The following is a 15,585-nucleotide window of genomic DNA, read 5'->3' as shown; positions in this document are numbered from 1 at the left end:
GCAAGGAAAGGGTTCAGACGACGTTCTCGAACTGGTTCATGGTGTTGTGCTCGCCGCTGGCTTTCAGCGCGCGCTCACCGGCAACCATTTCCTTGAACGTGTCGCCAAGATCAGAGCCAACCTCGTGCTGGTGTTTGACAGCCGAGACGTTGTTGCGAATTTCCTGGCGCTGGATGGTCTTCACATAGGCGGCCATCTTGTCTTCGCCGAAATAACCGCGCGAAAGCTGATCAGTGGCAAAGGCCGTCATGTGGAAGGTCGGCAGCGTGATCAGGTTGTGGAACACGCCGGCGCGCTCGGAGATGTCATACTGGAAGCGCTTGAGGCGCGCGTCGGCTTCCTGGCCGAGCGGGGTGTCGTCAAACTTGGCCGACATCAGCTCTGCTTCGGGGTATTCGCCCTCGGCGATCCTGCCCTCCGAGATCCAGGCCTTGCGGACCTGTTTACGCAGGTTGAGCGTCCAGTTGAAGGATGGCGAATTGTTGTAGGTCAGCTTGGCATCGGGAACAGCGGCTTTCACGCGGTTTACAAGACCGGCGATGATGTCCACGTCCGGCGTGTCAGTCTCGATCCAGAGAAGGTCAGCGCCGCCAAGGGTAAGGTTGGCGATACAGTCTTCCACCACGCGGTCAGCGCCAGTGTTCTCACGGAACTTGAACAGGCCGTTTGCGAGACGAACAGGCTTTACCAGGCGGCCGTTCTGCTGGAGCGCGAGATCGCCTTCTTTCAGCGGGTTGGCCGGCGTGATCTCTTCGACTTCCAGCCATTTGGTGTATTCCGAAGCAAGATCACCGGCATGCTGGGAGACCGGGACTTTCTGCGTCAGTCCCGCGCCGAGGCTGTCTGTGCGGGCGACGATCACACCGTCATCCACGCCAAGCTCCTCAAAGGCGAGACGGCAGGCACGCAGCTTTTCGATGAAGTCCTCACGCGGCACGGTGACCTTGCCATCCTGGTGGCCGCACTGCTTGGCGTCCGACACCTGGTTTTCGATCTGGATGCAGCAGGCACCGGCCTTGATCAGCTCCTTGGCGAGGAGGTAGGTGGCGTGCTCGTTGCCGAAACCGGCGTCGATGTCGGCGATGATCGGTACAACATGGGATTCAAACGTATCGATGCGCTGGATGATGGTCTCGATCACATCCGACGGCGCGCCTTTTTCACGCGCTGCTTTCAGCTCACGGAAGAGATCGTTCAGGGCAACTTCATCGGCCTGGCGCAGGGAGACGTAGATTTCCTCGATCAGGTCAGCCACCGAAGTTTTCTCGTGCATCGACTGGTCCGGAAGGTGGCCGAAACGATTGCGCAGGCCAGCAACCATCCAGCCGGACAGGTAAACATACGTGCCCTTCGATGTGCCCTTCATGCGCTTGACGGCCTTGATCATCTGCTGGGCATGGAAGCCCGACCAGCAGCCGAGCGACTGGGTGAATCTGGAGTGGTCCTTGTCATAGACAGCCATGTCGGCGCGCATCACAACGGCCATTTCCCGGGCAATATCGAGATGGGTATTGTAGGTGTTCTGCATCTTCAGCTGGACGATGTCGTCAACCGTAACACCGCCGGGCGCCTGGCCGGTGGGATAGCGTTTCTGGACCTGGGCGCGAAGCTCTGCGTAGGTAGGGCGTTTTGGCATTGAAGGCATTCCTTGGTCTTTGGATGTATCTATTTGTGGACGGGTCATGCGAAGTTGCGCAGCGCTTCATAGGCAGGCAGCGTCAGGAAGTCGGCGAGTTCGGCGGACGTCGCCGTATTGGTGAAGATTTCGGCGGCAACATCATACCGCCCTGCCCTGAAGCCGGTCTCACCGAGTGCTGCGCGAACCTTGCCCAGTTCGTCAGCGAGGATGTCGTTGAACCATGCCCTGGTGAATGTCCGGGCGGCTCCGTCGGCCCCGACAACCTCAGCGCCGTGATGGATCCACTGCCAGATCTGGCTTCGCGAAATTTCGGCAGTCGCCGCGTCCTCCATCAGGTTGTGGATCGGCACCGCGCCGCGGCCATTCAGCCAGGCAGCGGTGTATTCGATGCCGACAGACACATTCGTGCGCACGCCGGCTTCGGTGATCTCACCGGTATGAGGCTTTAGCAGCGCGGCCTGGCTGATTGGCGGAAAGCAACGCTGGCCGAGCACCTGATTGCCCATCGGCATATGCTCAGCGAAAACTTCCATGGCGACCGGCACGAGCGCGGGGTGAGCCACCCAGGTGCCATCATGACCATTCTTCACTTCACGGAGCTTATCGGCGCGCACCTTGGCGAAGGCCGCGTCATTGGCCGCCTCGTCATTCTTCACAGGGATCTGCGCAGCCATACCGCCCATCGCATGGGCGCGGCGCCGGTGGCAGGTCTTGATGAGGAGCAGCGAATAGGCGTTGAGGAAAGCCCGATCCATGCCGACTTGCGCGCGATCAGGCAAAACAAACTGTGAATGCCGGCGGAGCGTCTTGATGTAGGAGAAGATGTAATCCCAGCGGCCGCAATTGAGACCGGCGATATGGCGGCGCAGCTCATACAGGATCTCGTCCATCTCAAAGGCAGCAGGCAGTGTCTCGATCAGGACAGTCGCTTTGATGGAGCCGGTTGGAATCCCAACTTCGCCTTGCGCATACTCGAACACTTCGTCCCAGAGGCGGGCTTCCAGATGGCTCTCCATCTTGGGCAGGTAATAGAATGGCCCGATACCGGCCTCGAACAGCTTACGCCCGTTGTGGAAGAAGTGAATACCGAAGTCGAAGAGGCTCGCGGAGATCGGGCGGCCATCGACGAGGACATGTGCCTCTTCCATATGCCAGCCACGCGGCCGGACGATCATGACAGCCACCTTGTCATTCAGGGAATAGGATTTGCCAGAGGCAGCATCGGTGTGGGCGAGCTTTCCGCGGGCGAAGTCCTGCATGTTGACCTGACCATCAATCATGTTGGCGAAAGTCGGCGAGGAAGCATCCTCGAAATCCGCCATGAACATTCTTGCGCCGGAATTGAGCGCATTGATCATCATCTTGCGGTCAACGGGGCCTGTGATCTCGACCGACCGGTCCAGCAGGACGGATGGCACGGGGTCGACTTCCCAATGGCCATTTCGGATGGATTTTGTCTCGGGCAGGAAATCGGGCAGCTCGCCTGCATCAAACCGGGCCTGACGCTCTTTCCGCATCCGGAGCAATTGCAAGCGGCGCGCGCCGAAGCGGCGCTCGAGGCCTTCGATGAAATCCAGCGCCTGGGGCGTCAGCACCCGGTCCACCCCGGCGGCCTTGCCCGTCACAGCGATTTTTGCGCGGGCGATGGTAGGCTGCGCGAGTGTTGCGGTAATGGACATGGCCGAAGCTCCCTGAATGTCTTAATTATTGACACAACCTTATTTACAAGAAGCCGGAATGGGGAGTACCTTTCTGTTTCCATTGGGTTTTTGTGTTTACCTTGTAACAATAACCCTGTGTCATCTGTAATGTTTGTAAACTTCTCCGGGGCTTTGAATGGCGGAACGCAAGGAAAAAACCCTTATTGGCCCGCGCGTTCGGCGCCTGCGGCGCACATTAGGGATTACCCAGGCGCAGATGGCCGAAGACCTCGGCGTTTCGGCCAGCTACATCAATCTGATCGAGGGCAACCAGCGCCCGATCAGCGCCAACCTTCTTATGACGCTCGCGCGTGTTTACGACTTTGACATTTCCGATGTTGGCGGAGCCGGAGATGCCAGGCTTGTGTCTGAGCTCATGGAAGTGGTCCGCGACCCTGTTCTGGAAGCGGGCCCGGTCGGCAAGAATGATGTCGAAGACATAGTAAATGCCAACCCCGACATCGCGCGCGCTTTCGTTCACCTCTACGACAAATACCGGGAACTCGCCCTGCGGACCTATTCGGATAACAATCTGCTGACGGACCGGGAAAAGGTGGAGCTTCTCGAAGAATCGGCCCGCAGCGTCGAGACGGTACGCCAGATGTTGCAGGACCACCGCAACTATTTCCCGGAGCTGGACGAGGCCGCCGAAGCCTTCTGCGCAGAGCTCTCAACCCTGCATGAAGATCCGTATGCCGCGATGATAGAGCGGCTGAAGAGCCAGCACGGCTTGCGCGTCCGGGTGGTACCGTATGACATCATGCCCAATACGCTGCGCTACTATGATCGGCACAAGCGCGGGATAGATCTCTCCGAACTGCTGCCGCAATCAGGCCGCCGCTTCCAGCTCGCCTTCCAGCTGGCGATGCTGGAATTTGGCGACCTGATCGATTCCTATGTTGTGAAGGCCGGCTTGACGGACCGCGACGCTGTCGGCCTTGCCCGCGTAAGCCTGGCCAACTATTTCGCCGCTGCTGTTCTGATGCCGTATCACGCCTTCCTGCGTGAAGCCGAGAAGACGAAGTATGATGTGCAACTTCTCAGCCACCGCTTCAACACGAGCTTCGAGCAGACAGCCCACCGCCTGACCACGCTGCAAAAGCCTGATGCGCGCGGCATCCCGTTCTTCTTTGTACGCATCGATACGGCGGGAAATGTGTCCAAACGCTTCAGCGCCGGACGGTTCCACTTTTCCAAATTCGGTGGCGCCTGCCCGCTCTGGAACATCCATGAGTGTTTTGAAACACCAGGCCGGGTCCGGACACAGATCATTCAGATGCCGGACGACACGACATATTTCTCTATCGCTCGCACGATCACGCGCACCGATGGATTCTATGACAAGCCCGGGCCGAAACTGGCCATCGGGCTCGGCTGTGACATCGCCTATGCCAAGCGCCTTGCCTATGCCGCCGACCTTAATCTCGAAAAAGTCGAGCCTACACCGATTGGCGTGAACTGTTATCTCTGCGAACGGCAGAATTGCGCGTCCCGCGCCCATGCCCCGCTCAGCCGCAAGCTGGTCTTCGACGAACGCGCCCGCGGTATTTCGCTTTACCGTTTCCAGGACGAATAGGCGCCCTAGTCGGGCAACACGTCCCGCAAGACCCGGACGAGCGACGTATCCATCATCGGCTTTCGCACCAGCGCCGTAAATCCGGCCCGGTGCGCGGTCACTTCCAGCGTGGGCAGTTCCCACCCTGAAATCATGATGGCGGGCGCCTCAATTCCGCGTTGGCGGAGCACTTCCAGGAGGGCAAAGCCATCCATGCCGTCCAGCTTCAGGTCAAGCACATAGCAATCGAAATCGCCCGGCTTTGCTGTCAGCAGGAGTTCATCAGCGCCTGTGAACGTGTCCACCAGATAGCCGCGCGAGCCCAGCAGAAGGCGAAGCGACTGGCGAACAGCCGGACTGTCATCGACGACCGCAATGCGGCGCGGTGGATGAACAGGCAAGGGTTTTGCGATGGCGGTCAAATGACTCTCCGGAAGGCAGAGAGCCAGATTCCTGCACAGGTTTTGTCCCGGCGTCTTTAGGTAAAAGCCCCTAAAGCTGGCGATTATTCAAGACCAATGCCGGCGGCGAAGGCAATGCGCAGGACAGTTGAGAGGTTTGACGCCCCCATCTTTTCCATCACATTCGCGCGGTGAATCTCCACAGTACGCGGTGAAATATCGAGGGAGATCGCAATCTCCTTATTGGTCTGGCCACTGACCAGGCCATTGAGGACTTCCCGCTCACGGGGCGTGAGATGCTCGATCAGGCCGCGCGATTCATCGGCCAGAACTTCTTCCTTGCGCCGGGCCTCGAGGCGCTCGAACGCGCGGGTGAGGGCGTCCACAAGCGTCTGCTTGGCATAGGGCTTTTCCACGAAGTCCACCGCCCCGGCCTTCATGGCGCGCACCGCAACGGCGACATCCCCATGTCCCGTCAGCACGATAACCGGCATGGCCACGCCGCGCTCGTTGAGCGCTTCCTGCACCTGCAGGCCATCCATCCGAGGCATCTGGACATCCAGAAGGATGCACCCTTTCTCAGCCTCCTCAACCTGTTCGAGGAAAGCCACGCCATCGACATAGGTTTTCACGCGGAAGCCGGAGTGGCGCAGCATGAAGCTCGCCGAATGGCGGATGGCTTCATCATCATCAACAAGGTGGATCAGGCGATTTTCAGTCATGAACCTGACTTACCTGCATCTCTCCGGAGTGTGAACAGGAAACAGGTTCCCCCTTCAGGCGGCGAAATGGCACGGACGGTTCCGCCATGGGCTTCCACGATGGTCTGGCAGATCGACAGGCCGAGCCCCATTCCATGGGATTTACTGGTTGCGAAAGGCTTGAAGATGGTTTCTTGCAACTCAGAGGTGAGCCCTGGTCCATTGTCGCAGACTTCAACGGCGACAAATCCGGGCTCGGCGGAGAGATACACACGCACCGTGATCCGGGCGTTCTGTGTGTTTGAAAGCGCGTCCATCGCATTGCGAATCAGGTTGATAACGACCTGCTGGATCTGGATGGGATCGCCCATCACGAGGTCTGCGCCGTCATCCTGGTCGAGTTTGATCGGAATATCGGCAAGATCCCGCGAAAGTTTCGACAGGGCAATTGCGTCGGCCAGTAACGGGCCAAGGCTCACCGGGCGGGCATCGACCTCGCCGCGCGAGACATAGGAGCGCAGCTTGCGCACGATTTCGCCCGCCCTTACGGCTTGCCGGGCGGCTTCGGTCAGCGCCTCGCGCAATACTTCTTTCGTTTCAGGGTCGGGCGAATCGAGGAGGTCCCGGCTGGCCTCCAGATAGTTGGCTACAGCGGTCAGGGGCTGATTGAGTTCATGGGCCAGGGCCGAAGCCATCGTTCCGACAGCGCTGAGACGGGAGAAGTGCACGAGTTCAGCCTGCATTTCCTGCATGCGCAGTTCCGAGCGCTGCTGCTCTGTCAGGTCACGGATAAAGGCTGTGAAAAGGAAGTGATCGCCAATCCGGGCTTCCCCGATTTTCAGGTCGACGGGGAACTGGGTGCCATCGGCGCGGGAGGCGATGACAACGCGTCCCTTGCCGATGATCTGGCGCTCGCCGGTGCGCAGATAGTTCCCGATATAATTGTCATGGTTTGCCTTGTCGCGGCCGGCCATCAGCATGTTCACAGGTTTGCCGATGACCTCTTCGGCCGAGAAGCCGAACAGCGCTTCGGCTGCCCGGCTGAAGGCGAGGATCTTGCCCGACTCGTCGGTCACCACCATGGCGTCAGGCACGGAGGTCAGGATCGACGCCAGGTGAAGCTGGAGTGTTGCTGCGTCCAGCAGGTTCACAGGCGGCTGAGTCGAATTCGGCGGGTCGCTCATGCGTCAAGGTCCATCCGGCAATGATCCATCCCTGCCCTCAGCCGCGCTGCTGTGCAAGGCGGTGTATCGGCTTATCGGCGGCGTAGCCGCTGAAGCTGCGGGCGAGCAGCCCGCCACAGGGCGAAACCGAGCAACGCAACGCCCGCTGCCATCGCATAGCACCCCCAGCAATGCATCGCCGCCAGAGCCATGACGTCATGGGTTTCCGCCCCTGGCAGAGCCACACCGCCACACCGCATGGCGAGGTAATCCTGCAGCGTCGCCTGACGTCCCAGCTCGGCGAGATGGCTGTTGAACTTCACGGCGCCAGTTGCCAGCAGCGCGCTGCCCAAAGCTGCGGTGGTCCACATGGGCTTTCTCCTTCTTCTGTCATCCCCGCTTAGCCCCGGTGCGACAGGCAGGCCCATCCGTAGTTCCCCTTATACAGACCCGGGCGCTCTTCCGGCAGGTACGGGCCAGTCTCGATATTCTCGATTCAGCACTGGAGGGGCATTCCCAATGAGTACACGCGCTGACATATCCAGAGGATCCGGACCAGGGTTCAGCATCGGCACGGTCAGTCTCCTGACCGGCCTTGTGGCCCTGGGGGTCCTGATCATCGCCGGCAATGCTGCCGATCCGATGATGGGCGCCCATGCCTGGATATTCTTCTTCCTGACAGTCGCCGGCCTGATGATCACCGGCTTCTGGGCAGGCAGCCTGAACGGCAGGAACCCGTTCGATCCGGCCTTCTATGAAGACACGATCGTCAAGTTCGGCGTCGCCGCCGCCATGTTCTGGGGCATTGCAGGGTTCCTCGTGGGCCTGATCATCGCCCTGCAGCTAACCTGGCCAGGCATCTTCTATTTTCCCGATCTCGGCTGGACGAACTTTGGCCGGATACGCCCGCTGCACACCTCTGCGGTGATCTTCGCGTTCGGCGGCAACGTGCTGATCGCCACCAGCTTCTATGTAGTCCAGCGCACCTGCCGCACGCGCCTTGCCGGCGGTATGTGGCCCTGGTTCGTGTTCTGGGGGTACAACCTCTTCATCGTCGTTGCCGGCACAGGCTACCTGCTCGGCGTTACCCAGTCGCGCGAATATGCCGAACCGGAATGGTATGCCGACCTCTGGCTGACGATTGTCTGGGTGGCTTACCTGCTGGTCTTCCTCGGCACGCTGTGGAAGCGGAAGGAACCCCACATCTATGTGGCAAACTGGTTCTATCTCTCTTTCATCGTCACCATCGCAATGCTGCACATCGTCAATAACCTGGCGATCCCGGTCAGCTTAACCGGCTCCAAGAGCTATAGCCTGTTTGCGGGTGTCCAGGACGCGCTGACGCAGTGGTGGTATGGCCACAACGCGGTCGGCTTCTTCCTGACTACCGGTTTCCTCGCCATCATGTACTACTTCATCCCCAAGCGGGTGAACCGGCCGGTCTATTCCTACCGCCTGTCGATTGTTCACTTCTGGTCGCTGATCTTCATCTACATCTGGGCCGGTCCCCACCACCTGCACTACACCGCCCTGCCGCAATGGGCGCAGACCCTCGGCATGGTGTTCTCGGTGATGCTCTGGATGCCCAGTTGGGGCGGTATGATCAACGGCGTGATGACCCTGTCTGGCGCCTGGGACAAGCTGCGCACAGATCCGGTCGTCCGCATGATGATCGTCGCGCTCGCCTTCTATGGCATGTCGACCTTTGAAGGCCCGCTGATGAGCGTACGCGCTGTCAACGCCCTCTCGCACTATACCGAATGGGGTATTGCCCACGTGCATTCCGGCTCGATGGGCTGGGTTGGTTTCATCAGTTTCGGCGCGCTTTACTGCCTCACGCCCTGGCTGTGGAAACGCAAGGCGCTCTACTCGAAGGCCCTTGTGGAGTGGCACTTCTGGCTCGCGACGCTCGGCATCCTCTTCTACATCGTTGCGATGTATGTTGCGGGCATCACCGAGGGTCTCATGTGGCGCGCCTATAACGAGTTCGGCTTCCTCGAGTATGCCTTCATCGAGACGGTCAAGGCCAAGCACATCATGTACATCATCCGGGCAGCCGGGGGCGGTCTCTTCCTGCTCGGCGCACTTCTGATGGCGTACAACCTGGTGCGCACGGCGCTGGGGCATGGCGAAGCGGGAGAGACCGCTGCCAATGATGCCCCCAAGACAGCAACCCCTGTCCTTCAGCCGGCTGAATAAGGAGCAAGACCCATGTCCATCATGGATAAACACGGCAAACTTGAGCGCCACTCTCTCCTCCTCACCGTCGGCATCCTCGCTGCTGTCTCGATTGGCGGCATCGTGGAGATCGCACCCCTTTTCTATCTCGAGAACACCATCGAGAAAGTAGAAGGGATGCGTCCATACACGCCGCTGGAACTGAAGGGGCGCAACATCTACATCCGCGAGGGCTGCTATACCTGCCACTCGCAGATGGTGCGCCCGCTTCGGGATGAGGTGGAACGCTATGGCCACTACTCGCTGGCGGCCGAGAGCATGTACGACCACCCCTTCCAGTGGGGCTCCAAGCGCACAGGCCCCGATCTTGCGCGCGTCGGCGGCAAGTATTCGGACGAATGGCATCTCGATCACCTGAAAGACCCCAAATCGGTCGTACCGGACTCGATCATGCCCCCTTACGCCTTCCTGGCGAAGAAGGAATTGAGGTTTGACGACATCGAGGATCACCTGAAGGCGCTTCGTCTGGCCGGTGTTCCCTACACTGATGACATGATCGCCAACGCCAAGGCAGATCTTGTGGCGCAGGCCTCTCCGAATGTGGACTTCGATGCCGAAGACGCATTGGTCGCCCGCTACACAGAAGCCTCCGGACGCGACGGGACGGTGAAGGTCTCCGACTTTGACCTGAATCCGGGCGCCGTAACCGAGATGGACGCCCTCATCGCCTATCTCCAGATGACCGGTACACTGGTCGATTTTTCGACCTATGAAGCCAACGACCTGAGCAACCGGCGCTAGGAGCAGACAAGATGTATGAAACGCTTTCAAGCTTCGCGCAGACCTGGGGCCTCGGCTTCTTCGTGCTGATGTTCCTCGTGGCGGTCGCCTACGCCCTCTGGCCGGGCAACAGCGAGAAGTTCCGGTCCGCCGCCCACCAACCTCTTATCGACAAGGACCCGTCAGATGACTGACCAAAAACGGGATATTGATGAAGTCTCAGGTGTCGAGACGACGGGCCATACCTGGGACGGGATCAAGGAACTCAACAATCCGCTGCCGCGGTGGTGGCTGTATGTGTTCTACGCCTCGATCGTCTGGGCAATCGGCTACATGATCTTCATGCCGGCCATCCCGGCCCTGCCGGGCACCGGCATGACAAATACGCTTGGCCTGCGAGGGCACTCCGACCGGGCGGTTGTGGCCGAGCAGGTGCAGGCGCTGCATACCGAACGCGCTGCCGCTGCCGGCCGCCTGGTGACCGCCTCGCTGAGCGAGATCGAGACCGACATGTCGCTGCAGCAGTTTGCCCTGGCCATGGGTGAAAGCGCCTTTGGCGACAATTGCGCGACCTGCCATGGGGCGGGCGGACGGGGCGCCAAGGGCTATCCTATGCTCGCCGATGACATCTGGCTGTGGGACGGCACGCTGGACGGGATCGAGTACACGCTTCGTCACGGAATAAGACATATGGACGATCCCGATACACGGCTCAGTTCCATGCCCGCTTTCGGGCGTGACGGGCTGCTGACGCCCAGGGAGATCGACGATCTTGTCCATTATGTCGTTGACCTGTCTGGCCGCGAGGCTGACCAGGCCGCTGTAAACCGCGCTGCGCCGATCTACGCAACCCAGTGCGTCAGCTGCCACGGCGCAGATGGCAAAGGCAACCGCCAGCTTGGCGCGCCCGACCTGACAGACCATGAATGGCTGTTTGGCGGTGAGCCGCGCGATATCCAGCAGACCATCTACAGTGCCCGGAACGCGCACATGCCTGCCTGGCAGGGACGTCTTGACGATCCCACCATCAAGGCGCTGGCGGTTTATGTCCACTCGCTCGGAGGGGGCGAGAAGTGACCAAAGTCACGCTCATCCAGGCGGGTGGAACGGGTGCTCCGGGGCCAAAGCCGGAGCATCCCCCTTCGCTCTACGAAAAGCGCAACCAGATCTATCCCAAGCTGGCGCACGGAAAGTTCCGCGCTTTCAAATGGCTGGTCATGGCGGTGACACTGGGCATCTATTACGCCATCCCCTGGATCCGCTGGCCGCGTGGCGAGAACATTCCCGATCAGGCAGTTCTCGCGGATTTCGAGGGCGAGAAATTCTATTTCTTCTTCCTCGAAATCTGGCCGCAGGAAATCTACTTCCTTGGCGGCCTGATCATCCTGGCTGCGCTTGCGCTGTTCCTTGTGACCTCCCTCTTTGGCCGGGTCTGGTGCGGGTATACCTGCCCGCAGACGGTCTGGACCGATCTCTACATCTGGGTCGAGCGCGCCTTTGAGGGCGACCGCGCCGCCCGCATGCGGCTTGACCACGCCCCGATGAATTTCAACAAAGCCTGGCGCAAGACCGGCAAGCATATCGTCTGGCTGCTGATTGCCTTCCTGACCGGCGGCGCCTTCATTCTGTACTGGCATGACGCCCCGACAATCGCCCGCACCTTCTTTACCGGCGAGGCGCCGCTGACAGCGTATTTCTTTGCCGGCGTCCTGACCTTCACGACCTATGCGCTGGCCGGCACCATGCGCGAGCAGGTCTGCACCTATCTCTGCCCCTGGCCGCGCATCCAGGGGGCGCTCACCGATGAACATGCCCTCAACGTCACCTACCGCTATGACCGGGGAGAGCCGCGCGCGCCGCACCGGAAAGGCGAAAGCTGGGACGGCCGGGGCGACTGTATCGATTGCAAACAGTGCGTTCAGGTCTGCCCGATGGGCATCGACATCCGCGACGGGGCGCAGCTGGAATGCATCCATTGCGCGCTGTGCATTGATGCGTGTGATGACATCATGAAGAAGGTGGACCGGCCCACGGGGCTGATCGCCTATGATACCGATGTTGCCGTTGCCGCACGTGCCTGCGGGGAGAAGCCCCGCTACAAGCTGTTTCGCGTTCGCACGGCGCTCTATGCCATCCTGATTGCGGCCATCAGCCTGCTGATGCTGTGGGGCTACACCACCAAGTCCACGTACGAATTCAACGTATTGAAAGACCGCTCGCCGCCCTTCATCCGGCTTTCGGATGGCAGCGTCCGCAATGGCTACACGCTCAAGCTCGTCAACAAGGCCACCAACTTGCGGACAGTCGACATTTCGGTGGAAGGCCTGCCGGAGGCGAGCTTCGAGATCATCGGCCTGGGGACGGCGCCGGACAATGGAACGCTTCAGCTGACGACACAGGCGCACGGCGTTGACCGCTACCGCCTGCTCGTTACCGCGCGGCCGGAAGATCTGCCATCGCGCACGACCCTCAGGGTACAGATCAGGGACACGGCCACCGGCGAGATTGCTGAAGCCGATGCCCCCTTCACCACAGGAGACCAGTAACATGGCGACGTCCCTTTCCCTTACCCCTCCCCCGAAGGGCCAGCTCAAGGGCTGGCATGCCCTGCTCTGGTTCCTCGGCTTCTTCGGGTGCATGTTTATCGTGAACGGCATTTTCCTCTGGGCGGCGATCACCAGCTTTCCAGGCGAAGATGTGGAGAAATCCTATCTGACGGGCCTGGAGTACAATCAGGAGCTGGCCCGGCGCGCGCATCAGCAAGAGGCCGGCTGGACCGCCGAGATCGGGTTCACCCCCGCGCCAGACGGTCTTGAGCTCAATACGCGCCTGCTCAAGGCGGATGGCTCTGCCCTGCCCGTTTTCGCAACCACTGCCCTGCTGCGCCATCCCAGCGACCGGGGGCTCGACCGCGTTCTTGATCTGGCGCCGGCCGGAGGCGGCGAATACCGCGCCTCTGCCAGCGCGCTGGCGCCTGGTCTCTGGACTGTGATCATCACCGCAGATGTTGATCCCCAGGCTGAGGGCCACGAATTTTCTGCCCATCGGGAGATCGTGGTGAAATGACGGACCTTTCCCTCGATGCCAACGGGTGCCCGAGCGGGCTTGCCCCGCCCGGCGGATCAGATGCCTCTGATCCTGGCGCCTTCGTGCGCAAGGTGGGCAAGCAGAGCCGCCTGTCGCTGACCGTGCGCGGAGCGAAATGCGGCGGGTGTCTCTCCCGCATCGAGGGGGTTGTTGCAGCGTTGCCGGGAGTGGAGAGCGCAAGGCTGAACCTTTCGAACGGAAAGCTCGACATTGCATGGTCGGGCAATCTGGAACCCCGGCGGATAAGCGAAGCGGTCAGCGGGCTTGGATACGGCGTGGCGCCGCTTGATACGGCGACCGAAGATGACGGGCACAAGAAGGAGGAGCAGTCGCTGCTCCTCGCCATGGGCGTGGCCGGATTTGCGACCGCCAACATCATGCTGCTGTCGGTCTCTGTTTGGGGCGGGCATGGCGAGATGGGCGAGGCGACCCGGCAAGGCCTGCATGCGCTGTCCGGCGTCATCGCGTTGCCGACGCTGATCTATTCGGGGCGGCCTTTCTTCAAGTCGGCCTGGAATGTGCTGAAGAAACGGCGCACCAATATGGATGTGCCGATTTCGCTGGCGCTGATCCTGGCTTTCTCGGTGAGTGTGACCGAAACGCTGCGCGGAGGGGAGCATGCGTATTTCGATGCCGCGTGCATGTTGTTGTTCTTCCTGCTGATCGGACGGTTCCTGGATGCGCGCGTGCGGCGGCGGGCCTGGTCAGCCGCGCGCGATCTCGCCGCGCTGGCGAGCCGCACGGTGACGCGAATTGGCGCAGATGGATCGCCGCGGTCCGTGCGGGCTGAAGAGATCCGTCCCGGCGACCGCATCCTTCTGGCGCCCGGCGAGCGCGCCGTGGTCGACATGGTGATCGAGGGGGGGGAATCGGAAGTGGACGAGAGCCTGGTCACCGGCGAGAGCCTGCCGCGATGGACCGGGGCGGGCATGAAGCTCATGGCGGGCTCGATCAACCTTTCCCAGCCCCTGACCGGACAGGCGACGGCCGCGGCGGCAGACTCCCTGCTCGCCGAAATCAGCCAGATGCTGACGGCGGGCGAGCAGAAGCGGTCTACCTATCGCCAGATCGCCGACAAGGCAGTTTCCCTCTATGTGCCGCTGGTGCATTCCACGGCGCTGCTGACATTCCTCGGCTGGTGGCTGGTGGGCGGGATGGGCCTGCGCGAGGCGATCCTGATTGCCGTCTCGACACTCATCATCACCTGCCCCTGCGCGCTGGCGCTGGCCGCGCCGGTGGTTCAGGTTGTGGCGGCAGGGCGCCTCTTCAAGGGCGGAGCGTATCTCAAATCGGGCGACGCGCTGGAGCGGATTGCGGCGTGCGATCATGTGATCTTCGACAAGACCGGCACATTGACCCTGGGCACGCCGCGTCTGATTTCGGCAGATGTTCCGGCAAGCCTGCTGGCTGAAGCGGCACAGCTGGCGCGGGCGAGCCGGCATCCGCTTTCGCGGGCGCTGACGGTGGCCGCTGGCCCCGGCCCGCTGGCAAAGGACGTGAAGGAGCGGCCGGGCCTCGGGCTCGAGGGCGAGGTGAACGGCGCCCCCTGCCGGCTCGGATCGGCTGAGTGGACGGGCGCGAAAGCGGCAGGGCATGTGGGCGCGACCCTTTTCTTTGCGCGCGGCAATGAGGCGCCTGTAGAGCTGCGTTTTGAGGATGACATCCAGAGCGGGGCAGCCGGGATGCTGGCGCAACTTTCGGCGATGGGCATGACGATGGAGATCGTCTCCGGGGACCGGACCGAAGCCGTTGCAGAAGTCGCCCGGACGCTGGGAATTGATCAGTGGACGGCGGCTGCGAGCCCGCAGGCGAAGGTGGCGCGGCTGGAAGCGCTGCAGGCAGCCGGGCGCAAGGTCCTGATGGTGGGCGATGGGCTGAACGATGCGGGGGCGCTCGCCCTGGCGCATGCGTCGGCCGCGCCGGGGGGGGCGCTGGATGTGAGCCAGTCGGCAGCCGATGCGGTTTATTCCGGGGGGCTCGCGCCTTTGCCGGGCCTCGTGAAGACGGCGCGGCTGGCCAAGGCGGTGATGCTGCAGAATTTCGGGTTTGCGGCGGCGTATAATCTTGTCGCGGTGCCGATTGCGGTCCTGGGGCATGCAACGCCGCTGGTGGCAGCGATTGCGATGTCGGGGTCGTCGATCATTGTTTGCCTCAATGCCCTGAGGATCAATCTGAACACGGAGAAGACAGGATGAGTGGTCTCATTTTCCTCATACCGATCGCCCTTGTGATGGGCGCAATGGGGCTCGTCGGGTTCCTGTGGGCCGTGCGGTCGGAGCAGTTTGATGATCCCGATGGCGCGGCGGCACGCATCCTGATTTCGCCGGATGAGCCGCTGCCGGAACGCAAGTCCGAGTAGCGCGCAGATTTACCGGCTTTTG

15 protein-coding genes are annotated in these 15,585 nt (G+C 61.2%); 9 read left to right on the top strand and 6 right to left on the bottom strand.

Going from position 1 to position 15,585, the window contains the following annotated elements:
* Positions 1–13: 13 nt before the first annotated feature.
* On the bottom strand, positions 14–1,636 hold the full coding sequence (locus KG722_RS01505) for an isocitrate lyase (RefSeq protein WP_213268814.1): 1,623 nt from the start codon (positions 1,634–1,636) through the stop codon (positions 14–16).
* 44 nt (positions 1,637–1,680) lie between these two features.
* Positions 1,681–3,318, bottom strand: coding sequence for a malate synthase A (aceB, locus tag KG722_RS01500; protein WP_213268813.1), 1,638 nt, complete (start codon positions 3,316–3,318; stop codon positions 1,681–1,683).
* Between the two features lie 157 nt (positions 3,319–3,475).
* Here aceB and KG722_RS01495 point away from each other — a divergent pair, with 157 nt between their 5' ends.
* Positions 3,476–4,915, top strand: a complete 1,440-nt coding sequence (locus tag KG722_RS01495) for a short-chain fatty acyl-CoA regulator family protein (protein WP_213268812.1) — start codon at positions 3,476–3,478, stop codon at positions 4,913–4,915.
* A 5-nt stretch (positions 4,916–4,920) separates the two neighbouring features.
* Here KG722_RS01495 and KG722_RS01490 read toward each other — a convergent pair whose 3' ends face one another.
* The 4 genes from KG722_RS01490 to KG722_RS01475 all read right to left on the bottom strand — a co-directional run bounded on the left by KG722_RS01490 (position 4,921) and on the right by KG722_RS01475 (position 7,530).
* Complete coding sequence (locus tag KG722_RS01490) at positions 4,921–5,316, bottom strand: response regulator (protein ID WP_213268811.1); 396 nt, start codon at positions 5,314–5,316, stop codon at positions 4,921–4,923.
* An 83-nt stretch (positions 5,317–5,399) separates the two neighbouring features.
* Positions 5,400–6,017 (bottom strand): response regulator, encoded by a 618-nt coding sequence (locus KG722_RS01485; protein ID WP_213268810.1) that lies wholly within the window; start codon positions 6,015–6,017, stop codon positions 5,400–5,402.
* Positions 6,014–7,180, bottom strand: a complete 1,167-nt coding sequence (locus tag KG722_RS01480) for a PAS domain-containing sensor histidine kinase (protein ID WP_213268809.1) — start codon at positions 7,178–7,180, stop codon at positions 6,014–6,016. Before KG722_RS01480 ends, KG722_RS01485 begins: the two co-directional genes overlap by 4 nt.
* Before the next feature lie 71 nt (positions 7,181–7,251).
* Positions 7,252–7,530 (bottom strand): hypothetical protein, encoded by a 279-nt coding sequence (locus tag KG722_RS01475; protein WP_213268808.1) that lies wholly within the window; start codon positions 7,528–7,530, stop codon positions 7,252–7,254.
* A 322-nt stretch (positions 7,531–7,852) separates the two neighbouring features.
* Between KG722_RS01475 and ccoN the strand changes: the two genes are divergently transcribed.
* From ccoN to ccoS, 8 genes are read left to right on the top strand one after another with little or no spacing between them, the layout of a single operon-like run.
* Positions 7,853–9,358, top strand: a complete 1,506-nt coding sequence (gene ccoN / locus KG722_RS01470) for a cytochrome-c oxidase, cbb3-type subunit I (RefSeq protein WP_366909939.1) — start codon at positions 7,853–7,855, stop codon at positions 9,356–9,358.
* A gap of 12 nt (positions 9,359–9,370) precedes the next feature.
* Positions 9,371–10,138: a cytochrome-c oxidase, cbb3-type subunit II gene (ccoO, locus tag KG722_RS01465; protein WP_213268807.1), complete on the top strand. Its 768-nt coding sequence runs from the start codon at positions 9,371–9,373 to the stop codon at positions 10,136–10,138.
* Between the two features lie 11 nt (positions 10,139–10,149).
* Positions 10,150–10,311, top strand: a complete 162-nt coding sequence (locus KG722_RS01460; RefSeq protein WP_213268806.1) for a cbb3-type cytochrome c oxidase subunit 3 — start codon at positions 10,150–10,152, stop codon at positions 10,309–10,311.
* Positions 10,304–11,194 carry a cytochrome-c oxidase, cbb3-type subunit III gene (ccoP, locus tag KG722_RS01455; RefSeq protein WP_213268804.1) on the top strand — a complete coding sequence of 297 codons (891 nt, stop codon included), beginning with the start codon at positions 10,304–10,306 and terminating at the stop codon, positions 11,192–11,194. The genes KG722_RS01460 and ccoP overlap by 8 nt, the downstream gene beginning before the upstream one ends.
* Positions 11,195–11,208: 14 nt before the next feature.
* Complete coding sequence (gene ccoG / locus KG722_RS01450) at positions 11,209–12,663, top strand: cytochrome c oxidase accessory protein CcoG (protein WP_213269104.1); 1,455 nt, start codon at positions 11,209–11,211, stop codon at positions 12,661–12,663.
* A 1-nt stretch (position 12,664) separates the two neighbouring features.
* Positions 12,665–13,183, top strand: a complete 519-nt coding sequence (locus KG722_RS01445) for a FixH family protein (RefSeq protein ID WP_213268802.1) — start codon at positions 12,665–12,667, stop codon at positions 13,181–13,183.
* Positions 13,180–15,399, top strand: a complete 2,220-nt coding sequence (locus tag KG722_RS01440) for a heavy metal translocating P-type ATPase (RefSeq protein ID WP_213268800.1) — start codon at positions 13,180–13,182, stop codon at positions 15,397–15,399. Before KG722_RS01445 ends, KG722_RS01440 begins: the two co-directional genes overlap by 4 nt.
* Positions 15,396–15,563 (top strand): cbb3-type cytochrome oxidase assembly protein CcoS, encoded by a 168-nt coding sequence (gene ccoS / locus KG722_RS01435; protein ID WP_213268798.1) that lies wholly within the window; start codon positions 15,396–15,398, stop codon positions 15,561–15,563. The genes KG722_RS01440 and ccoS overlap by 4 nt, the downstream gene beginning before the upstream one ends.
* Positions 15,564–15,585: the final 22 nt, after the last annotated feature.

Origin of the sequence: Hyphomonas sp., from assembly GCF_018402285.1 — a bacterium.
GTDB lineage: Bacteria > Pseudomonadota > Alphaproteobacteria > Caulobacterales > Hyphomonadaceae > Hyphomonas.
This window is presented reverse-complemented; position numbering and strand designations above follow the sequence as displayed.